The organism is Veillonella sp. 20925_1_51 (genome assembly GCF_041431445.1).
Taxonomy (GTDB): Bacteria; Bacillota; Negativicutes; order Veillonellales; family Veillonellaceae; genus Veillonella; species Veillonella nakazawae.
Window position 1 is genome coordinate 57,718 of sequence record NZ_JAPVXT010000002.1, and the last position, 23,235, is coordinate 80,952.

19 protein-coding genes are annotated in these 23,235 nt (G+C 33.5%); 9 read left to right on the forward strand and 10 right to left on the reverse strand.

Features of this window, described 5'->3' with window-relative positions; genetic code table 11:
- Window positions 1–1,308: an APC family permease gene (locus O3607_RS02750; protein WP_156718910.1), complete on the forward strand. Its 1,308-nt coding sequence runs from the start codon at window positions 1–3 to the stop codon at window positions 1,306–1,308.
- Window positions 1,309–1,570: 262 nt separating this feature from the next.
- Here the strand turns inward: O3607_RS02750 and O3607_RS02755 are convergent, their stop codons facing one another.
- Complete coding sequence (locus O3607_RS02755) at window positions 1,571–2,410, reverse strand: hypothetical protein (protein ID WP_371443276.1); 840 nt, start codon at window positions 2,408–2,410, stop codon at window positions 1,571–1,573.
- A gap of 139 nt (window positions 2,411–2,549) precedes the next feature.
- Here O3607_RS02755 and O3607_RS02760 point away from each other — a divergent pair, with 139 nt between their 5' ends.
- The 4 genes from O3607_RS02760 to O3607_RS02775 all read left to right on the forward strand — a co-directional run bounded on the left by O3607_RS02760 (window position 2,550) and on the right by O3607_RS02775 (window position 7,073).
- Complete coding sequence (locus O3607_RS02760) at window positions 2,550–3,209, forward strand: HAD family hydrolase (RefSeq protein WP_371443277.1); 660 nt, start codon at window positions 2,550–2,552, stop codon at window positions 3,207–3,209.
- Between the two features lie 354 nt (window positions 3,210–3,563).
- On the forward strand, window positions 3,564–4,175 hold the full coding sequence (locus tag O3607_RS02765; RefSeq protein WP_371443278.1) for an acetate uptake transporter: 612 nt from the start codon (window positions 3,564–3,566) through the stop codon (window positions 4,173–4,175).
- Between the two features lie 247 nt (window positions 4,176–4,422).
- A complete protein-coding gene (locus tag O3607_RS02770) occupies window positions 4,423–5,826 on the forward strand; it encodes a hypothetical protein (RefSeq protein ID WP_371443279.1) in 1,404 nt (467 codons plus the stop codon).
- Between the two features lie 14 nt (window positions 5,827–5,840).
- Entirely contained in the window at window positions 5,841–7,073 is a 1,233-nt protein-coding gene (locus O3607_RS02775; protein ID WP_371443280.1) for a threonine/serine exporter ThrE family protein, read from the forward strand.
- Window positions 7,074–7,193: 120 nt separating this feature from the next.
- On the opposite strand, the gene O3607_RS02780 is transcribed toward O3607_RS02775, so the two are convergent.
- From O3607_RS02780 to O3607_RS02790, 3 genes are all read right to left on the reverse strand, one after another.
- The gene (locus O3607_RS02780) at window positions 7,194–7,796 is read right to left on the reverse strand and encodes a hypothetical protein (RefSeq protein ID WP_371443281.1); all 603 of its coding nucleotides are present in this window, start codon (window positions 7,794–7,796) and stop codon (window positions 7,194–7,196) included.
- 272 nt (window positions 7,797–8,068) lie between these two features.
- Entirely contained in the window at window positions 8,069–8,839 is a 771-nt protein-coding gene (locus O3607_RS02785) for a hypothetical protein (protein ID WP_371443282.1), read from the reverse strand.
- Between the two features lie 191 nt (window positions 8,840–9,030).
- A complete protein-coding gene (locus O3607_RS02790) occupies window positions 9,031–10,248 on the reverse strand; it encodes a hypothetical protein (protein WP_371443283.1) in 1,218 nt (405 codons plus the stop codon).
- Window positions 10,249–10,495: 247 nt separating this feature from the next.
- On the opposite strand from O3607_RS02790, the gene O3607_RS02795 reads away from it, so the two are divergent.
- The 3 genes from O3607_RS02795 to O3607_RS02805 all read left to right on the forward strand — a co-directional run bounded on the left by O3607_RS02795 (window position 10,496) and on the right by O3607_RS02805 (window position 12,454).
- Complete coding sequence (locus tag O3607_RS02795) at window positions 10,496–10,546, forward strand: hypothetical protein (RefSeq protein ID WP_353511575.1); 51 nt, start codon at window positions 10,496–10,498, stop codon at window positions 10,544–10,546.
- A 443-nt stretch (window positions 10,547–10,989) separates the two neighbouring features.
- The gene (locus tag O3607_RS02800) at window positions 10,990–12,210 is read left to right on the forward strand and encodes an OFA family MFS transporter (protein WP_371443284.1); all 1,221 of its coding nucleotides are present in this window, start codon (window positions 10,990–10,992) and stop codon (window positions 12,208–12,210) included.
- Window positions 12,211–12,403: 193 nt separating this feature from the next.
- Entirely contained in the window at window positions 12,404–12,454 is a 51-nt protein-coding gene (locus O3607_RS02805) for a hypothetical protein (RefSeq protein ID WP_353511575.1), read from the forward strand.
- 263 nt (window positions 12,455–12,717) lie between these two features.
- Here O3607_RS02805 and O3607_RS02810 read toward each other — a convergent pair whose 3' ends face one another.
- Window positions 12,718–13,980: a hypothetical protein gene (locus O3607_RS02810; RefSeq protein WP_316057571.1), complete on the reverse strand. Its 1,263-nt coding sequence runs from the start codon at window positions 13,978–13,980 to the stop codon at window positions 12,718–12,720.
- A gap of 248 nt (window positions 13,981–14,228) precedes the next feature.
- Between O3607_RS02810 and O3607_RS02815 the strand changes: the two genes are divergently transcribed.
- On the forward strand, window positions 14,229–14,279 hold the full coding sequence (locus O3607_RS02815) for a hypothetical protein (RefSeq protein ID WP_353511575.1): 51 nt from the start codon (window positions 14,229–14,231) through the stop codon (window positions 14,277–14,279).
- A 202-nt stretch (window positions 14,280–14,481) separates the two neighbouring features.
- Here O3607_RS02815 and O3607_RS02820 read toward each other — a convergent pair whose 3' ends face one another.
- The 5 genes from O3607_RS02820 to O3607_RS02840 all read right to left on the reverse strand — a co-directional run bounded on the left by O3607_RS02820 (window position 14,482) and on the right by O3607_RS02840 (window position 23,224).
- Window positions 14,482–15,735, reverse strand: coding sequence for a hypothetical protein (locus O3607_RS02820; RefSeq protein WP_371443285.1), 1,254 nt, complete (start codon window positions 15,733–15,735; stop codon window positions 14,482–14,484).
- Window positions 15,736–15,802: 67 nt separating this feature from the next.
- Complete coding sequence (locus O3607_RS02825) at window positions 15,803–19,690, reverse strand: AAA family ATPase (RefSeq protein ID WP_371443286.1); 3,888 nt, start codon at window positions 19,688–19,690, stop codon at window positions 15,803–15,805.
- Window positions 19,691–19,847: 157 nt separating this feature from the next.
- Window positions 19,848–20,123: a hypothetical protein gene (locus tag O3607_RS02830; RefSeq protein ID WP_371443287.1), complete on the reverse strand. Its 276-nt coding sequence runs from the start codon at window positions 20,121–20,123 to the stop codon at window positions 19,848–19,850.
- 370 nt (window positions 20,124–20,493) lie between these two features.
- A complete protein-coding gene (locus tag O3607_RS02835; RefSeq protein WP_371443288.1) occupies window positions 20,494–21,543 on the reverse strand; it encodes a DUF4238 domain-containing protein in 1,050 nt (349 codons plus the stop codon).
- A 79-nt stretch (window positions 21,544–21,622) separates the two neighbouring features.
- A complete protein-coding gene (locus tag O3607_RS02840) occupies window positions 21,623–23,224 on the reverse strand; it encodes a type I restriction-modification system subunit M (RefSeq protein ID WP_371443289.1) in 1,602 nt (533 codons plus the stop codon).
- Window positions 23,225–23,235 lie beyond the last annotated feature (11 nt).

Here is a 23,235-nt window from a genome sequence, read left to right on the forward strand (position 1 = left end):
ATGAAAGAAACAGGAAAATTTGGCTTCTGGAGTATTGTACTCCTAGGCATCAATGGTATTGTAGGGACAGGTATATTTCTACTACCAAACAAAGCATATTCTATCATTGGTTCCGCTAGTTTAGGCGTCCTATTATTTGACGCCGTTATTGCAGGCTGTATCGCCCTTTGCTTTGCTGAAGCAGCAAGCTTATTTACACGTAATGGCGGACCTTACCTATATGCAAAACATGCATTAGGTGACTTTTGGGCCTTCGAAGTAGGCGTTCTAAAATGGATTGTAACCGTTATTGCTTGGGCGGCCATGGCCGTTGGCTTTGCTACCGCATTAGGTGCTGCAGTACCGGCGTTAAGTGGTGATTTTGCAAAAGATGTTATTTCATTTATCTTGATTGTAGGTCTTACGATTGTAAATATCTTTGGTGTTAACGTTTCAAAATTTGTTAACAACTTAATCACTATTTCTAAGTTAGTTCCTCTTGCCCTATTCATTGCAATTGGCATTTTCTTTATAAATGGAGCTAACTTTACGCCAGTCTTCCCGCAAGATACTTATGTAGATGGTTCATTTGCACAAGCTGCCGTTCTTCTATTCTTTGCCTATACAGGATTTGAAGTTATTGCCATTGCTGCAGAGGATATGAAAAATCCTAAAAAGAATTTACCACGGGCTATTATCATGTGTATGCTTCTCGTGTCCGTTCTATATATGGCAATCCTCGCCGTATCTATCGGTGTACTCGGCTCTGACTTGGCTAATACAAAAGCACCAGTCCAAGATGCTTTTAACGTAATTGTAGGTCCTATAGGTATGTACGTTGTATTAGTAGGAACACTGATTTCTATGGGTGGTATCAACTTTGCGGAGGCTTACTATGCACCTCGTGTGGCTACCTCTATGGCTGAAGACGGTATGTTACCAAGTGCACTAGCAAAACGTAATCGTTATAATGCACCATATGTTGCAGCTATCGTTACAGCCATTGCCAGTGTATTACTAGCATGGTCTGGTTCTTTTACTACATTAGCAGCCATCAGTGCAGTATCTCGTTTTACACAATACTTACCAACATGTTTAGCAGTTATTATCTTCCGTCGTAAATGGGCAGACAAAACTCGATCTTATACAATCCCTGGTGGCTATTTAATCCCAGTTATTGCGATCGGCACCTCCCTATGGATGCTCGCCCAAGCACAAACTAACCAATTACTATGGGGTCTAGGCGGCTGTATTGTGATCTTGCCATTCTACTACTCCTATTGGAAAAAGAAAAAAGCTGGTCTCATTAAGGACCATGATGAAATGTAAATACTATTTTAGTTCGCTTACATATATCTATTTTAGAGATACTACCAGTTAAAAATAATTATTTCTAATTAAATTTAAAACTACCAGTTAGTCATATTGTTTTGTAAACCGATCTTCAATAACAGGAGGTCGATCTACTACAACGTGAAATTAACTGGTAGTTTTTTACATTTCTAGACTAAATATAATACTTTTAACTGGTAGTATCTCGCTAACCATATATATTTAGACTAAGTATAGTAAATTTTACTGATAGAGTTAATTAAAATAAATCTTCTTCAGTAGTTGTTGTCTTGGTTAGTTCTTCTTCAATATAGCCAACTTCATCAGTGGCTTCATCTTCGTCACGTGTGTCAATATAGATACTAATAAGCGCTAGTGCGCCTTCTTCATTGAGGGTTGCAATGGCACTCATAGGACCATAGGTTAAAATAAGGCCATCTTCTTCATCGCGAATGATATGAGGCACCGCATCAAAGTGTTGGTTCATGAGCTGATCAAAGTAATCTTCTACATCAAGGCCACTTTCAAGGGTGATGGATTCAGCATCGCCTTTTTGGAATACAACACGTGTGTCTTCATCGATGTACTGATAAAAATCATCCACATCGACATTCGCTGTTTCAAGCCACATGCTGAGGGCTGTAATCCAATCCTTTACCGTAGTTGGTGCAGAAATAAAAGCATACTCGCTTTCATCATCGCCAAAACGAAGATCATCATACTCAATACTATAGTTTTCCTGACTAGAAACAATTCGGTCTACAAGGCCTTCATCATTTACATCTACAAAAATCATATACACATAGTTATCGCCGCTTTCATAAGAAACAGTCAAACCATGACGGCCCTCATGGAATAGCGCATCCTCCTCGTACACATCGGTAATATGCATCACCTTGCACGTAACAGGCACATTATCAGCCTTAATAGACTCAGTCATAGAGGATAAAAACTCAATACTTTCATTACGATTGCGGCCAATAATGCCACGACCTGTGGACATGTATTCGCAATCCTCGGCTAGAATATTTTCAATGCCGTGAATATCTGCGGATTCAAGAATAGATTTTATCAATAAAAGAGCTTGTATTTCAGTCATACTACGCCTCCTATACACTGTAATTAATACTGCTATTATTGTAACACAATTAAAGTAACAAATACGGCTATTCTCTTGATTTTCTCCATATTTATCATATACTTATAAAGTACATATTGATTTAACATCGGAGGTCCCCATGAAATATACAACCATCGTCTTTGATTGCGACGGCACATTGCTCGATACAGCTACAGATTTAGCAAATGCTGTAAATCATGTACTACGTACACATAACTTTCCTGAAAAGTCTCTAGCAGAGGTAAAGGCAGCGCTTGGTAATGCAGTAACGTACTTGATGCGTCAATGTTTACCAAGTTCTGTAGCAGATAACGAATTAGAGCCATACATCAATGAATTCAAAGCATACTATGGTGAGCATCTGAAAGATACAACAGCTCCCTACCCAGGCATCCTAGACATGCTTGATGTATTACGTGAGCAAGGCTATAAATTGGCTATCGTATCTAACAAAATCCAAGAAGGTGTAACACCTCTCAACAAAGAATACTTCGGTGATCGCTTACCTGTTGCTATTGGTGAAAGACCTGGCTTACAACGTAAACCAGCACCAGACATGGTACTCCAAGCCTTAAAAGAACTAGGCTCTACACCAGAAGAGTCTATTTATGTAGGTGACTCTGAAGTTGACGTAGCAACTGCAGAAAACTCTGGACTACTATGTATCGGTGTTACCTGGGGCTTTAGAGAAGAATCTCTCCACCAAGAATTAGGCGTAACACATATTGCTCGTAAAGCAGAGGATATCCTAGGCATTGTAGAAAACTTAAATAAATAATATTTTAAATTATAGTCATCAACCTATAACAAATTCATATAAATCAATCGATTTATGAGTTTAAACCGCAGAAAAACAGGAATTAAAACATTCTAACTCCTATTTTCTGTGGTTTTTCTTTTATTTTCTTTCTTTTAGTAAAATTTTCACACTATGCATTTTTAGCATTCTTACTATCTCATTTCTATTGCCCCAAAAATGTGATATATGTTACATTTATATGGCAGTGCTTTCACATAGATACGCCGTCAATTCAATAGCTAGTGTATTGAACAGGAGATGACAGCATAAAATCATGTGACAATTTACTGTATGGTTGTAGTTAGTTGTCCCCCACGGAGAAATGAGGAACAAATGGAAAACGAAGTAAGAAAAGTTGAAATGAGTGAAAATGTAGCTGATCCTACAGGTCTTGGTCTACTAGGTTTAGCTATTGTATGTTTTGTAGTATCCACGTCCCGCGTAGGCTGGTCTGGTCCTACAACATCTGTTATTATCCCTTGGGCAGTTTTATTAGGTTCTATCGCCCAATTAATGGCAAGTTATTTTGATTTCAAGAAAAACAATCCATTCGGCTCTGTTGTATTCGGTGCTTACGGTTTATTCTGGTCTGCTATGGCTGGCGTTTGGTTGATCCAAATGGGCTCCTTCGGTCCTGAAATTCAAAAAGGTTTTGATGTAACGCAATTGGCATTCGCTTTTGTAGGCTTCTTAATCTTCTCTATCTTTGGTACAATTGCATCTTTGAAAACAAACAAAGTTGTATTCGCTATCATGTTCTTAATCTGCTTCCTATTCTTTGGTCTTGCAACAGACCTATTCTTAGGCAGCAAAACAGGCTTCTTCGCTCTTGCAGCATGGTCTGAATTATTTATTTCCCTATTGGGCTTCTACGGTTCTGGTGCTGTACTTGTAAACAAAGTATTCGGCAAAACTGTATTCCCTATGGGTAAAAGCATTCTGTAATAGTTTAACAACTATACAAATTACTTGCACGATAAAAGAGGTTCCAATTGATCACCTAGGTGACTATTAGGGACCTCTAATTTATTTACTTTTACGTTCCACATAGCTATATTGAAATTGAAGCCTATAAATAGCTCCATTCTTAGCTAACTTTATAGAAATTGGCAGTAAGATTTTCATCAATTGAATCATTAGTATGATATAATATTAGATTATTAAGTTATATATTTGAAAGGCGGAAAATATAATGCAACAATCATGGAAAATTGCATTTGCCTACATAGGTGTTATTGTAGGTGCAGGACTCTCGAGTGGACAAGATCTTTTACAATATTTTATAAGTTTTGGCCAAATAGGTCTTATTGGTGTTCTATTACTAGGTCTATTAAATGCCGCATTTGGTAAAATCATGCTTTCTTTGGGGAGCTACTATCGTGCAGACAATCATGAAGAAGTTTTTACACAGATTTCCCATCCTATTATTACAAGAATACTTGATTTTGTACTAATCGCTGGTAGTTTTATTATGGGCTTCGTTATGATAGCCGGTGCAGGATCAAACTTAGAACAACAATTTGGACTTCCTTTTTGGATTGGCGGATTAATTTGCTCACTTTTAATCATAACCGTATCATTTATGGACTTTGATAAAATTACCAATGTTCTAGGTATTTTTACACCTATTATGATTGTAATGATATTCATCATTACAGGTTACTCTTTTATTGGTAAAAGTCATGATTGGGCTGCGTTAGATACTATAGCCCACACAATCAAACCAGCCACAAGCAATGTATGGTTTTCTGTCATTAATTATTATTCTCTATGTGCTATGACAGCTGTTTCTATGGCCTTTATTTTAGGTGGTTCTGTTGTTCGTATTGGTATTGCTGAAAAAGGTGGCACTCGTGGCGGCCTATTAGTCGGATTAGTTGTTTTTATAGCTGCTATCTCTATTTTTGCAAATCTAGATACAGTAAAAGATGCAGATTTGCCGATTCTTGCTATTGCCAATCAAATTCATCCTTGGCTAGCATATATATATGCAATCACAGTCTTTTCACTTATTTTTAATACAGCATTCTCTCTTTTTTATTCTATTGCTAGACGTTTTGCCAACGGCAGCACAAAAAGAATGAGAATTGTTATTATTTCTGTAGTAATCATAGGATATATATGTAGTTTCTTTGGTTTTAAAGATTTGATTAGTATTCTCTACCCAATTCTCGGTTATATGGGACTATTACTCCTAATTATTCTTATTTATGGCTGGCTCCGTGATCGTAAGGATATCATTATGGAAAAACTCTTCCGAAGAAAGATGCTCCATTTATCATTAAAAAAACATAGTCCTCACAAAAATCTTTCAGAAAAAGAACGTGAACTATTCCATACATTAGGTGATATTAGTCAAGCAGATACAAAATCTCTTAAAGAAGATATTCATAATGAAGCAAAAGAAATACTTTCAAATACAGAAACAGTTCAAGAGCTAAAAGACTATGTGGAAGAGCATCTCTCAGTAGATGAAGAAGTTATACATCAAAATATCAATATTCTACAAGAACAACAGGAAGAATCAAAACCAACTGAATCTTCTAAAGATAGACCTATCAAAAAGTCCAATATAAATAACAATGAAGTAAAATGAATAACGAGGAAATAATGACAGGTGTGGAATTAGAAATTATACTAAAAGCTGGAAAAATACTACTTAGCAGTGGCGCCGAAATCAGTCGTACAGAGGATACTATGAACTACATAGCACGAGCTATGAATTTTAAAGATTTAGAAGCCTACGTATCCAATAGAGGTATTTTTGCAACTGCTAAGAAAGCTGATGGAACTGAAATTACTCGTATTTATAACGTTCCTGAAGTCGATATTAACCTCAGTAAAATTGAATCTGTTAATGCTCTCTCCCGACGTATCACACAAAAAAATATTACTATTGAGGAGATTGAAAGTGAACTTAATCAAATTGATACCATGTCAGACTATTCTTTTTTTTGGAGATTAGCAGCTTATACGTTAGGAGCTTCGGGCTTTAGCTATGCAATTGGTAGTTCTATAACAGACTCTATAATTGCAGGTATTATAGGCTTAATATTAGGCGTCTATATGTGTACGATTAAACGCATACTTAGCTCTGATGTATTGATTACCATTTTAGGTAGTATTCTAATAGCCTTATTGGGTAATCTCTTTATCCACTTTGAATTAGGCTCCAACCTATCAGTTATATTACTAGGAGCCATGATTGACATTGTTCCCGGAGTTCCTTTCGTCAATGCTATTAGAGAGTATAGCCAGAATAACTATAATACAGGAATAACCCTTATGATGGGCGCGTTACTTACCTGTATTTCAATGGCTGTAGGGGTCGCAGTAGTACAATCACTACTCTTCAACACACAAATGATTCCTCTTTATACCTCTAATTTAGATACTAATTCCTTAACCTCTATGTTTATGCGTAGTATAATGGCTGGTATTGGTACTACAGCATTTGCAATCTTATTCCGTGTAGCTAAACAACATTTTATCGATTGTACAATATTAGGATTCATCTCATGGTTCTTGTTCTTAACATTATCTTCACTACAGTCTAATGTTATGCTCTCCATATTCATCAGTGGTTTTATCATCGCCATAGCATCAAGAATATTGGCTGTTAAACGGAAATGCCCTGCTATAGTTTTCCTAATGACTAGCTTATTCCCTTTACTACCAGGCCTCAGCTTTTATCGATCCATTTATTATATGCTAATGGGACAAGAAACTATTGCCATTAGCTTCGCAAAAGAATCCTTTTTGATAGCTTTTACAATTGCTATATCTATCGTAATTGTAAAACATATAAAACCACCACAAATCAAAAAACACACTTATAAGTAATATAACCTTATATCAAATTCATGTAAATTAAAGCATTATAAAAGAGGTTCCTATAAGTCACTACTATGACCATTAGAAACCTCTTTTATTTATAACTATATTGTGCTAATTAGATATCACTTATTTATAACTGAACTGCGCATCCATAATCATTTGGCGCAACTGTTCAATGCGAACACCATTTGGTAGCTTGTCTCTATAAAACTGCAACTTATAATAGTAACGAGTTTCCTCATAATCAGTAACTAATACCATATCAGTCCTATTATGTAACGGCCAGCCATACATAAATTCGGCTAGCAAACTACGCACACCATCATTATTGACCTCTATTACATCATGCTTAACAGGCAATACCATCTTTACGGTAGGTTCAGGAACTGTTCTATCATTAATGAGCTGATTAACCTCAGCATCTAGAGTAGGAGTAGGACTATTACTATCAATAGATCTAGCCTTTACATGCATAAATACCCCATCAGAGGTTCTAAACGCCCTACCATCGATGTCCTTTGTTTCACCCTGCGTTTCGATAGCATTCTTTAATACTCGGAATTGATACGGTCCATAAAACTTTGTATCTGTAATAGCATCTAATGCCGCATCATATTGACCATTATGTACATTCGTAACATGCATAAGAGGTTTAATATCGTTAGCTTGTGAAAGCAGCGGTACGGCTAAACACAAACCTAAGCTTATTAATGTAATATAACGTTTCATACAAATATCCCTCATTGAACTCTAATATTAACTGTATTGTAACATAATAAAAAGATATTCATGAAAATGCTGATTGAAGGCATGAAAAAAGGCCCGACATAGAAGTCAGACCGTTTCTTCAATTTTAAAACTTTAGAAGCGAAGTCTGGCGACCAAACCATTTATGCCTCACTTTGATATAAATTATATCATATCTAAATAGGGAAAGGAGACTCATACGATTTCTTTTTATTTTAAAGCATAATGAACCTATTCAAGAAATAATATGCAAACTAAGCTTCAGTGTCGTCAATATAAATATGTACAGAATTTGCTGGCCCCGCTAAACTACGGCCGATTTCAATCGTCATAGGTCCATACTTTATAAAGGATCTATTATTCTTATCATTAATTATATGTGGCATAGTATAGAAAAATAAATTCATTATCTTATCAAAGTCATTTATAATTTCTTCCTTACCTAACAACAAAATAGGTTCTTGATTTTTTCTTTGAAAATGTACACAGCACTCATCAGCAAGTGAATCATAAAAAGAATGCTTATCTACATATCCAGTTTCTAACCAAATACTAATGGCTGTAAGCCAATCCAAAAAATCAACAGGCTCCTTATAAAAAATGTAATCTATAGGAGGGGAATTATATTCAGCACGATGTTTATCAAGTCTAAAACTCGGAATATTATTACTAACAATAATTTTGTTAATAAAATTATTTGAATCTAACTCAATAAACATACCTATAGCATAATTGTCCAATTCATTGTATGCAATAGCGAGCCCTCTTTCACCTTCATAAAAAAACTCTTTTTCGTTAGTTCCCTCACTAAGTGTCATCATATGTGCATACACAGCTAAATTATCATCTCTGGTCCTTTTTGCCATTGAATTTAGAAAATCATATACTTCTATCTTTCCATTTTTTAATATATTCCTCTCAACATTAATATACTGACAATTATCTGCTAACAAATTATTAATCCCCTTAAAATCAGCATATTCTAATGCAGATTTAAATATTAATAACACATGATTTATATTCATCTAGGACACCGCTTTCAAAAAAAAAATAATTATTAGCGCCTTAATTACTGAATTGACTACAAAAAAATAAACCATACCTCATACATCTAATAATAATTTCATTATATAGTAAAATTTATTGAAATAAATTTATAAAACCCAAAATTCAGAAAGATAGATGAGGCTTTTTTACTATAAGATAAAAATAAGAATTAGATAAACCAAACATCCTCTTGATACATATTACCAGTGTCAGATAATGTTGCATCTGTAATTAATTTTCGTAATTGTGCCTTGGTATATGCACCATTATCTAAGGGATAGTGGATTGAATTTTGGTACTTAAAACTGTCATCATAAGTAATAAACATGAATATACCTTGTCGATTATCTAATTCAAGATCTAGTAATAAACCTGGTACACCATCATTCCAAACAAAGGAATGGCTACCTTTAGTAATCTTTGGGGAACCAGGAAGTCCAAAGAGTTCTGCAGTTTTATTATCAATTTTATGTAACAGATCAATTTCGTCAAATGAACTAAATATACCCTTTTCCAAATTATTCGCAGGGTCAATCAAAATTTGTTGCCTTATATCTTTATTAACTGTGAAAGTCACACCATCTATCTTAACATTAGGGTTATTTTCTTTAACAGCTGATTTAGGAACTCTAAAAGAATATTTCTTATAGTTTTCTACTCGGCTATAGTCATCTAAATCTCGAAGAGATTGAATTGAAGGCAATACATAATTGGCCATTATTTTATTAATATCATTTGATGTGACACTCTCCGTTACACGAGGATACAGAATAACATTATATGCTTGCTTAGGATGCTTACTCAACTCAAAATTTAAAGCAATAATGTCCATATCTACAGCACCAGTAAGAGTTATTTTTCTCCAGTAACTTTTACTAAGACCATCATATTTAAAAACCATATCTGTTTTATCAGGAGAATATGGCATTTTATTTTCAATAATAGCAGTAACAATCATTGGGGACTGAAATAAATAACCAGCCGTTGCATCCGGAAAATCACTTAATGCCTCTTTTTGTACTGCACTAAATGGTAATGTTACTGATAGGCCACCCTTTTTATTATGTAAATTCACTACTGTGTTACCATCAAACTTACGGCGTTCAATAGTATAAATCTCATTCTTTAAGGCTTCTACTGCATCGTCATCTACAACAACACCAAACTCTTGATTAAAGCGCTCTTTAGAATAAGCGGAAAATGAATCTGCCTTCTTTTTTAATCTCTCATCATATGTAGACTCAATTTTATCAGTCGTATATACCGCCTGTACATATGCATCACGCGAAATACTTGGATCTGCACTAGGAAGATTCACATCGACAGCATAACTAGAAACACTAATAGCGCTCAATACAATAGCACTTAATAATAATCGTTTTAACATATACATCTCTCCACAAATAGTAATATTAACTGTATTGTAACATAATGCATCAATTTTAGTTATAATACTTACAAAACGAAAGAGGTTCCTATTGGTCACCAAGGTGATTATTAGGAACCTCTAATCTATTTACTTTTATTATTGACAGCACTATATTGAACTTGAGGCCTCTAAATGGGTCCAGCCTTTGCTAATCATCTAGAGATTGGCGGTGATCAATATGAGTACATTCAAAGTATTATCATTGATGATTTCCTTTGGTATACTTGTAGCGACCATTATCATGGCAGCAAAGTGATTGACCTCTAGCTGAAAGCTAGCTTTCTAATCGTGGTATGAAAAAAGGCCCGACATAGAAGTCAGACCGTTTCTTCAATTTTACTTACTAGAAGCGAAGTCTGGCGTCCAAACCATTTATGCCTCACTTTGATATAAATTATATCATATCTAAATAGGGAAAGGAATCAAAGGATTTCTTTCCCTATTTTCAATTACAAATGTTTATGGTGCATACGATAGTGACTTATATCATCGACAAGATATCCTCTTAATTGCTATATTTATAATATATTACTACTGGGCTGACGGATTCGTAGAATTGACTACATGCACAGTAGCGCACATCGTGTGATAGCCGACCGTCTGGGCAAGCTTTTGTTCAGGCGGTCTTTTTTTGTTCTCTCATAGCAAATTTGCTATATAAATTTTTAATCATTTCACCGATATGAAAGGAGTTTTCTTATGAGAAATCGTTGGCTTATTGCACTAGCTGCCATTGGTCTGCATATATCCATCGGTAGTGTGTACGCATGGAGCGTGCTCACACGACCTATCATGACAGATATGGGATTTACTATGTCTCAAACAACATGGACCTTCTCCCTAGCTATCCTGATGCTTGGACTGTCTGCAGGCTTTTTAGGATCCTTTGCAGAAAAAATAGGTCCTAAGAAAAGCGGCCTTCTTGCTATGTTATTCTGGGTGGCAGGCCTATTAGGCACTGCTTATGCACTTAGTGTCCATAATCTTACCTTACTCTATCTCTTCTATGGTATCATCGGTGGTATCGGACTAGGTATTGGTTATATAACACCAGTTTCTACACTGGTAAAATACTTTCCAAATCGCCCAGGATTTGCCACCGGGTTAGCCATTATGGGTTTTGGATTTGCTTCACTCATTGCAGGCCCGCTTATGCAATTCCTCGTAGCGCAAGTTGGATTAGTAAATAACTTCATTATCCTCGGCGTAATCTATCTAGTGGTTATGGGTACCTCTTCTCTCTATTTAAAAGCACCTCAACCAAAACAACCACCTCGAACTACGAAAGATAAATCCACTATGTACGTTCACAACCATGGTATGCTAGCTAATGATGCTATGAAAACTTGGCAATTTGGTGCCCTTTGGTGGATTTTCTTTATTAATATTACCTGTGGTATAGGTCTTCTATCCTTAGCATCCCCTATGGCACAAGAAACCATTGGTATGACACCTGCAGCAGCTGCATCACTAGTTGGTATCATCGGTATCTTCAATGGTGGAGGTCGCATTGCATGGTCCACTATCTCCGACTACTTTGGCCGTGCACAAACTTACATACTATTCTTTATTATACAAATCATCGCATTCTACGTACTTGCCGAAACTAATAATGCTCTAACATTCCAAGTTTTAATTCTTCTCATTATCACCTGCTATGGCGGCGGATTCGCCTGTATGCCAGCATATCTTGCAGACCTCTATGGCATACGCCAACTCTCCACTATTCATGGCCGCATTCTGACTGCTTGGGGATTAGCAGGCATCGTTGGGCCTATGCTCGTGTCATACTTTCACGAAGCAGGATATGGCTATACTACAGCCTTAGTATGCTTTGCTCTTCTATTTGTATTAAATACAATTATTGCTATAATCTTAAAAATATACGGTAAACGAGGGCTGCATAAAAGATACTGTTAATTCCCCCGAACTAATTACAAAACGAAAGAGGTTCCTATTGGTCACCTGGGTGACTATTAGGAACCTCTAATCTATTTACTTTTATAATTGACAACATTATATTGAACTTGAGGCCTCTAAATGGGTCCAGCCTTTGCTAATCTTCTAGAGATTGGCGGTGATCAATATGAGTACATTCAAAGTGTTATCGTTAATGATTTCCTTTGGCATACTTGTAGCGACCATTATCATGGCAGCAAAGTGATTGACCTCTAGCAAAAGCTAGCTTTCTAATCGTGGTATGAAAAAAGGCCCGACATAGAAGTCAGACCGTTTCTTCAACATTAAATTCTAGAAGCGAAGTCTGGCGACCAAACCATTTATGCCTCACTTTGATATAAATTATATCATATCTAAACAGGGAAAGAAATCGTATTATTTCTTTCCCTGTTATCATTGTGCGCCAAATAGACATATATATGTTTATTAGGCTCTACTATTTTATTACTTATTGCAATTCAAGATAAGCTAAGACTTTAATCTTAGATTAAATAAGTCAATATCTCTATTATACATATCTCCAGTATTTAACAACTTTACATCTAACAACATATTTTTTAGTTGCTCCAAAGTATAATAGCCATTTACTCGATATGAAACAATATGACGATATTCATAGTCTTTATCGTGTGTTATAAATTCTAATCTACCCTCTCCATTAGATAATTCATAATCCAATAATAACCCCGGAATACCATCAAACCAGACGAAGCTTTTACTAATCCGAGACAATCTAATCTTTTTATTTAAGGTATGACCATATAAAGAATTAATATACTCAATATGGGTCTCAAAGTTATATGGATCATCTGGTTTGGCATTCAATAAAAAATGCTGTTGCTTATCATGTAGTGGAATCATCTGAAGGACTTGATTTACTCCATGTGGTCCTTTATGCGTTACAGTATAAGATTTAGATCCATATATACTGTCCTTATCTGTCGATTCTGTACGAGTTGAACCATTTAGTATCCGATACTGTAAATTCTTCGACATCGTAATAGTAGAAAATTCGTTAAGTCTATTCAAGGAACGTATCGAAGGCAATACATAATTTGCAAGAATTCTATTGGCTTTTATATTACGTTCTGACTCTGATTCAGATCCTGCAACATACGTACCAATACTATGACTAGTATTAGGATTATCTTTGCTTGTAAAAGTAATGCCTACTATAGTACCTTGATTTGATTTATCCAAATTAGTAACGTTTAGATTCCAATATTTTGTATTATCTAATTTTTTATAAATAAATGTTCTTTCAGAACCACCTTTTTCAACAACATTATAATCTCTAGCGACATATGTACTGCCAGTAAGACCTTCTAAGGTATAGTTATGTTCACTATTTTGAATCTTAAATATACTTGAAAATGGAACTGTGAGCTGTATCCCACTATTTTCTGTATGTTCTATTATTTCTGTTTGTCCATCTATTGGCGTCATAAACTGCTTAAAATCATGGCGTAACGTTTTCTCCAATTCAGCATCATCAGATATCTTACGCCATTCTTTTAATTTTTCAAAAGTACCATCAGCTTTAATTTGATTAATCATAGCCTGTGTACTAGCAATTTGCTCCAATGCAATTTTAGGACTAAGATATACATAATCTTTATACTCATCTTCAGGTATTTTGGAGTTTGCACCAGGTAGGTCTACATCTATTGCATGACAAGATACACAAATTGAACTCAATACAATAGCACTTAATAATAAACGTTTTAACATATACATCTCTCCATAAAATAGTAATTTTAACTGTATTGTAACATAATAAGAACACAATTATGAATACGATTACAAAATGTAAAAGGTTCCTATTGGTCACCTAGGTGACTATTAGGAACCTCTAATCTATTTACTTTTATTATTCACAACATTATATTGAACTTGAGGCCTCTGAATGGGTCCAGCCTTTGCTAATCTTCTAGAGATTGGCGGTGATCAATATGAGTACATTCAAAGTGTTATCATTGATGATTTCCTTTGGCATACTTGTAGCGACCATTATCATGGCAGCAAAGTGATTGACCTCTAGCTGAAAGCTAGCTTTCTAATTGGGGCATGAAAAAAGGCCCGACATAGAAGTCAGACCGTTTCTTCAATTCAATAAATCTAGAAGCGAAGTCTGGCGTCCAAACCATTTATGCCTCACTTTGATATAAATTATATCATATCTAAACAGGGAAAGAAATCCAAGGATTCTTTTCCCTGTTTTGTTGTTATAACTTAAAACTTTTCCCAATCAAAAGCTTCAATAGTTTCTCTTAGCTTGTAATCAATGTCTCGTACCCACTCAATAAACGGTTGCCCTTTATTTTCATCCCAAGATGCTAACACTGGTTCAATACCAATATGAATCAAGGTATTTTCATAATAGTTGCCATGTAGAGGTCTAGTGACACATTGATTATAAGCACTACTTAATGTCTCCAATTCATTTAAAATAGTTTCATTAATCATAGTATTAAGCTTATCATATACCCTTTTACGTAATACCTTTCCAGCTTCGCTTGAGTCATTATTATAATATCGCAGTGATAGATATAAACCTTTTGAGTCATGATCTACGCGCCAAAACATCCAAGGCTTAAAGCTAGTTGGAGGATCAGACCAGATGGCCTCTGATTCTGTTCGACTCCAAAAACGACGATTAGTCCACGGACTACCACCTTGATTTGTACCTGTACTGTATTGATTGGTATATGTACTCATATCTTTCCATAACCAATTCCCATCTAAACCTTCATTATCAAATAAAACCTGTAAAAAACCATGCTGCGTAATACGTTCCCACTTAATATAATGACATTCTTCATCATCATATTTCCCATCAATCTTAGATACAGCTTGATACCAATCTAGTTGACTTTTTAAGTGCTCACAATAGCCTTTTAGAATATCGCTTTCACAGTCGTAATAAATTTTTAAGATATCCCAAAACATAGGACCAGTTAAATAGTTATCTACAGAATTGCTATGAGCTACTTGCCAATCATAATCAAAGTAATATCCTGTCTTAAAATAGACCGTATGAATATGATAATTTGCTATATCAGCATGGTCTATATTAAGGTTTACTAACTTAAAAGCTTTCTCTAATTTACTATAAGCATTCCAAGGTTTCTTATTTTCAAAAACAACCTCAAGAGACTCTCTATAAAAACTAATTTGATTACCATGTTCACTAGTACTTGTTTTATCTTCTATGATAATAGCTAAATTATATTGAGGAATTATAGCTAATACATCAATATTTAACACTTGTTGAACTAAAATAATTTTATCTATTGAATTGATATCGACATCTAGTAATTGATTTCTTTCTGACAAGTTATCTATTAGCTTAGCTAGTAAATCTAAACCAAGTTGACGATATCTATCTGTAGTTATATTATCTGGTTCATTAATCCAATTTAGACACCAGCAAATAAAAGCATCTTGGGATAGCTCGCCTGTAGCAAAAGAAAATATATTATTCATAGGAACCTCTAACATTTATAGCCAAAGATCATTTTATATTCTTGGCTATAAATGTTACTAGAAATAACTAAAATGGATTTTTGACAGCTAACAAACTATTAACATAATTAGTCAAAATAGGATTATCAACATTTTGTACAATTTGCTCTACAGACGATTTAACACTAGGAATAATATATTCATCAGCAAAATCAAACCCACTCAATTTATCAAATTCAAAATATTGCTCTAGTGCAGTATCTAACATAGTATTTTCAACTAATAATTGTTGATGTAAAGATAAAACAGCTCCAATTGAAAGGTCTAATGTTTTTAGTGCATTATCTACTTCATTGTAGGAAAGACCCTCTTCTACTTCATTTTCAATATTATCCTCATCATCGTCAGATTCACCAGGATTAATGGCATCCTCTAAAGTTGAAAGTATATTTGCTAGACATTCAACAACCCTATTAACATCCCCTAGAGTCTGATTAATTTTTAATGCTTCATACTGGAATTTAAGTTGCAATACAAACGGACTTAATTCTGGAATCTCATAAATAGATTCTTCGCCAAATATATCTACGAGTTCTGATAAATCAACCTCTTCAAGTTCATCAATATATTTTACAATACTCTCACATATATCATCTATTTTGGTTTCTGCATATTCATTGTTTTTCATTAAATTATAAGCAGATACATATAACTTTAATACTTCGATAATGTCAGAATCTTCTATTTTCTCATCAGGTTCATAATCTGATAAAAGTGACTCTGCCTGATTAATTAGTTTTTCAGCAGTAATAAATCTAGAAAATTGATCCTCTCCATTATATGAGAATAGTTCAAGATTACTCTTATCTAAACACTTTTCATATTCTTTATTTTCTAAATCATCTATCTTAAGAAGTAGTTCATCGGATAATGATTTAGATGCATATTTCAAAAGATTTCTAGCCTTATGATACTCACTATATTCCAAACAAATATCTACTGCTAATTTAATATATTTATTACAATCTACGAGTTTCTTAAAATCATTAATTTTTAGTAATATTCCATCAACCAATTTTACTACGAACAGATTATTTCCTAAGGCTTTGATTGTTTCTTCTAATGAATGAACAACTAAATTTGCTAAACCACTACTTGGTTTTAGTTCATAATAGTCACGCCACGCAGCTATATTAATTTCATACCGACTTATATTAGATACTATTTCAATTGAATTCATAGACTCTATAAATAAATATTCTATATGTTTACTATCAATATACTCAGGCCAGCTAGTTAAAAAGTATCCCAATATGGAGTCTCTTTCTTCAATATATAGTCCACTTTTAATCTGATTATAAAACCAGTTATAAATAGCCTGCAAATCAATATTATTCTTATTAACTTCTAAAATATTAATTGCTTGTGACTGTAACTCTAGAACGCGATCTTTATAAACAGATTGAATATGTTCATCGTCCGTATATTCTTTAATTGCAATATCTGGATTTAATCTTAATAAACTGTAAAGCCAAGATAAAAGTGCCAACGTCTCCTCTACAGTTGAAGACAACGAGTCTTCATCCAACGTTTTAATTTCCTTTAACAAGATTGGTAAAAATAAGTTGCATAGGTTTAAGCCCCATTGATAATCTTTTTTTACTCTATAATTATATTGAGCATTCCAATCATCAGCTAAAAGCTCTAACTGTTTATCAACATCTTTTGAAATCTTATATAAACTTAATGTACATATTTGAGTACCTAAATAATAAGCCCAGTTTATATCAGAATGTCTTCTTTCTATTTGTAATATTAATTCTTTGGCTCTATCAAGATTATTATGACGCAAATAAAATTCAAGCTCTGCAAACTGTGCATCAATAATACATTCAGATTTCAGTCCAATAGCAACGGAAGTCACTTTAGAAATATATTTAGCCTGTAAGGAGGAGTCAGTACTAATTAATAATAATAGATTCTCAATTATATCGTCATATTGTAAGGAATCCCAAGAATTCCCATACTCCTCTAAATAGTCTAAAAGCTTTCCTATAATCTGTCCTGCTTTTGTAAAATTCCCACCATCAATATTAATCTCGGCAACTGCTAACATTAACTCTGCATCATCTATCTCTGACTCAGTAAAACTAGTCAACATAAGAGCCGTATTTAAATATTGACTAGCCTTAGAATATTGACCAAAGCAGCCGTAAAATTGAGCATAGATTTTTAATGCACGTATTTTGAGATGTTGAATTAATTCATTATCGTTATGTTTAACTAGAATTAATTCATCAATAACCTTATCAAAAAGAGTATCGTATAGAGAAATCTGAGACTCAATCGTCTTATATAATCCATCTAACTCTAAAGGTGACGGTGTTTGTTCTTTAGTTTCTTTATATCGCTCTACTAGTCGTTCAATACTAAATAAACCATGTTCTATCGCCTTTAGTGAGTTTTTACCTTTCATATAATGATAAGAAGCCATTTTATGATAGAAATCTCTAACTTTATTAATCTTACTATACTTATCAGATATAACTGGTTTAGCAACCAGATCGGATAAATCTAAGCTATCAACAGTCTCTTCTATATAGTCGATAGCTTTTATTTTAGAGGAATAATACTCACCTAGAGAATTCTCATAATAAGTGATTTGATGAACAGACATATCATTTCGCAGAGCTTCAATTAGAGCTTTAGATTTAATTTGGTATCGATTTTGGACCTCTAATCCATTATCTACTTCACCTTGTTCAATAATAAAGCCCATTTTGATTAATCTATTAATTGGCCAATATAAATCTGATTCAATAATTTTACAAACATGAGCTAAGCTTTCAATAGTAAAATATTCCTTAAAAATAGAGGCTACATATAGAATCTTTAATTCTGTATCCGTTAGATTACGTAATGCTTCAAGAGCAACTACAGACTTACTTCTAAAAGCCCCTTGCTTTTCAAGACGTAGCATTCTACCTTTTAATGCAGGGCTATCAGATATATAACTAACTTCATTAAAATCGACCCATCCAGTGGATGTACTTTCAACTGCACTATTCTCACGTAATACATCTATAAGATTGGACAGTAACAACGGATTGCCATTACTGGACTCACATAACCAACGCTTTAATCCGTCAGAAAGTTTTTCATCATTATCAAAATTGTAGGTAATAAGAGCTTGAACTGATGCAGCATCTAGTTCTTGAACCTCATGTTGAATCATCAACTTTTGAGTTCGGCCAAAATTGTAACGATCCATAAAGCTAAACATTTCATTAATACCATTATGAAGTGAATCAGCCTTAGCTTCTGAACCTCGTAATGAGCCAATTAATAACAAATTAAATTTTTTATCATTTAATCCTTGTCGAGACTCCAACATAATTTGAAAGATATGTTTAAACACATTGATAGTTCCTCGATCAGCCCAATGAAGATCATCAAAAACTACAACTAACGGTTTCTCCATACTAAGGCCCAATATGATATCTGAATAGAGTTTAACTTTATCATTTTTATAAGTCTCAGCTAAAACCTCCGGATTTGTATCCCCTGCATAAGCAGAGATAGCTAGGTCAATAATTGCACTTGGTAATTCCAACCCAGGAATGAACCCTAAAATCTTACCACCTACATCAAAAACTTTTTCCATATTAAAAGAGCCAAAGAACTTTTTCACTTTAGATTGTTCTTGCCATTTAATCGACTCTATACTATTCAAAAGATCAGAACAAGGCTTATACAAATCATCTGCATCAGTCAAAGCAGAGCATTGTACATATAAGGTTTGTACTTCTGGATGCAAGACAGCAAACTTATTTATTATTCCACTTTTACCAATTCCAGCGTCTCCATGTAATAAATCAATACAGCCTTTCCCTTTTAAGGCAATCTCAAGACGGTTTGATAAAGAATCTAATATACTATCTCTACCAAACAATTCTCCTACATAACTAACACTCATAATAAATCCCCTTTCAGGAAAACTACATATAATGATATTTATATTATACGTCTTCACTACAATAAATGAAAATAAAATGAAGTCAAAATTTATATAAAATAAAATAGAGATAATTACTATGGTTTATCCATCTGTAATCATCTCTATTTATTATTGACTATTTATTTTCTAGAGCTTCAATAATCTCATCTAAAACTATTAAGCGAGCATCATAGTCTATTATTTTATAGTAAATAAAATATGCAATCGGTAAAAGAAAAGATAATAAACTAAATATAAAAATTAGAATAGCTACTAGCGCATTACTCGTTTCTATTCCAATAGTTAAAAGTAATGCTACTAAAGACAAGAAAAAATAGGGTACAAGATAATAGGATTTATGCTTTTTCAACTTATAATCGAACCACCATGTTATCAAATATAAAATACCCATAGCTCCTACTAATAAAAGTATTGTTAGAATATTATAATTTTATACTTATAATTCCATTTATAATACTAGGATTAACATTAGATGTTACCGTGCTAAGAAAAGACATCAATATTGAAAATAAACCACCAGTTTTAATATAATTTTTCCTTAACTCAACTACAGAATATTCCATCTTAGCATCACTTAAGGAAAAGTTAGCAGCTTTATAACATTTTCTATAATTATTTTTCTGTTCTAATATCCATCCATTACTTTGGCATAGTGAATTACCAAGATTTTCCATAACTTAGTGCATTCCTTTCAGGTAATATTAATCTATAAATTAAACACCTAGGAGATTTCTTTTTTTAGTTATATATTATTTTTATTTCTAAATATGATGCTTCCAATAATCTTGAATTACACCACTATATATATCACGGTGTTTAATCATCTTTAAGTTAAACTCAAGTTGATCTTTATCAATTATTCTACTTATTGGATATCTACTTATTTCAGGAATTAATCCTAGAGAATAATCTAATTCTATCCATGGAATATTAACGTAATATGGAATAAAACCACTTTTATTAGCAATAAGTAATTTTCGTCCAACTTCAACACTATTGACTTTATTATATTCAATTTTGTGCTTTCTATAACCTTCTAATTTAGAGTTATTCACTTTATTAGTAAAAAACGCAAAATTATTACCAATTAGTAATCGATTAGCATTTATATATTGATATGAATTAATTCTATTGATTTCCTCCTTGTCATTAATACTATAATTCATAATCTTGAGATTTACCGATTTTCTATCATAAAGTAATAGTAAACGCTTTGGAGAAATTGGGATAAAAATAATAGTTCCGATTAATTTAAGACCAATAGCAATATTGGTAAAAATATTTGTGCATATACATGGATTATCAGATATAATAAAGTCAACATCAGTTGTATTATCAATAATTACCGAATTTAAATCTCTTATTGCTTCATATGCTTCATCAGGCATATTAAGTAGAATCTTAATATCTTTCTTTAAAGGTTGTAATTTTATTCCTTTATATCTTAAAAGATCTTCTAATCCTGTTATACTGTCATCTAAGTATTTTTTTGCACTTAAGGTCCTTAGTAATTGGTAAACTATAAATTTATATATGGATACTTTTATCTTAGGTGAAAGAGTATGTCTTCTTCCCTCTATAATTCTCCTAAAGTTACTCGCCCATTCAGCCTCTAGTTTAGCTAAATCAGACTCAATTACACCATCTTCTCCATAAAAATATTCTTCATGGCAAATGTCTTCAACACAGACATTCTCATGATTTATTGAATTCTCTATGTTATATATATTAATAAGATATTTTTTCTTCCCCTTCCAACCAAAAAATCTTAAAAAAAACTGTGGTACATAATGTTGCTTAATAACCGGCATCAACCTACTCCTTATATAAATTACAAGAAAATATAAAAGAGGTAGAAAAGTCCTATTTAGTCTTTTCTACCTCTTTTCCTTACATTTTGACGCCTAATAGGGCTAATTGTTCGGCTATTTCTTTTTCAAGTTGTGCAATTTCTTGGTTATCTTGTTCAATCATACGATTGATTTCATCAAGATTAAGTTCTTCTTCTTCCTCAAATGTATCTACATATCGAGGAATATTTAAATTATAGTCATTTTCTTTAATTTCTTCGATAGATGCAACATGTGCATATTTATCAATGTCTTGTCTATTTCGATAAGCTTCAATAATTTTAGTAATATTTTCATCGCTCAAATTATTTTGATTTTTACCTTTTTCAAACTCATTGCTAGCATCGATAAATAGTACATCGCGTGTCGTGCGGTTTTTCTTAAATACAAGGATTGTTGTAGGGATACTTGTGCCATAGAACAAGTTCGCAGGCAAACCAATCACCGCATCAAGGTAATTCTTTTCTATAATAGTTTGACGTATCTTACCTTCTGCTGCACCACGGAATAGAACTCCATGAGGTAAAACGATTGCCATTGTACCTTCATTGTTTAGATGATATAAGCTATGTAATATAAAAGCATAATCTGCTTTAGAGGCTGGTGCTAATTTACCATATTCACTAAAACGTGGATCTTTAAGTTTACTTTCATTATTATCCCATTTGGCAGAGTATGGAGGATTCGCAACAACTGCATCAAAGGAACGTGGTCTATCGATACCATCACGGTCAGGCCCATCTGGCCAGTCGCTTTCAAGAGTATCCGCATTATTCAATGTCATATTATTATAGGTAACACCATGCATCATCAAATTCATACGGGCCAAGTTATATGTTACTGTATTTAGTTCTTGCCCATAAAAGCTAACCGCACCTTGACGAGATCCATCAGGCAATTCATTACGAACCGTCAATAATAGTGAACCAGAACCCATTGTTGGGTCATAGACTGTAAAAGTATCAGTTTGAGATTCTATATTGCCCGTAACAATCTTAGCCAAGATTTGACTAACTTCATGTGGTGTATAGAATTCCCCACCTTTTTTACCAGCATTAGCTGCAAACTTACCAATTAAATACTCATAAATCTCACCAAGTATATCCTTACCATTTTCATCTTTATACTCGATCTCATCAATTTTAGTAACAACTGCATTTAAAGTCTTAGTTCGACCTGCCGTTGTTGATCCAAGCCCAGAGTCACCAAGATTAATATAGTTAAAAATACCTCTAAAATCTGCTGCAGCTTCTTTATTAATTTCAGCATTCTTATTAAAGTTTTCAAATAATCGTTGATAATCACTAGGAATAACGGAACCATTATGAATGCTTTCAGTTAAAGAAGCCCATGTATCCTCAGGATTAATAGCATATCCTAATGTACCTGCAATATCAATTAAACAAGCCTCTAAACCTGCGTCTTCAACAAGCTCCTTATATGCCTCATTAACAGATTTTCCATCTGAAATATCAACCAAATCATTATTAACTAAGTACTCTTCTTGATGAATGGAAAGATATTTATAGAATAAAAATGGAAGAATGTAATCTTTGAAAGAACTTGCATCCATTGTGCCACGCAAATCGTTGGCAATAGCCCACAATTGGCTTGAAATATTCTGTGCTTTTGATTCTGCCATACAAAATCTCC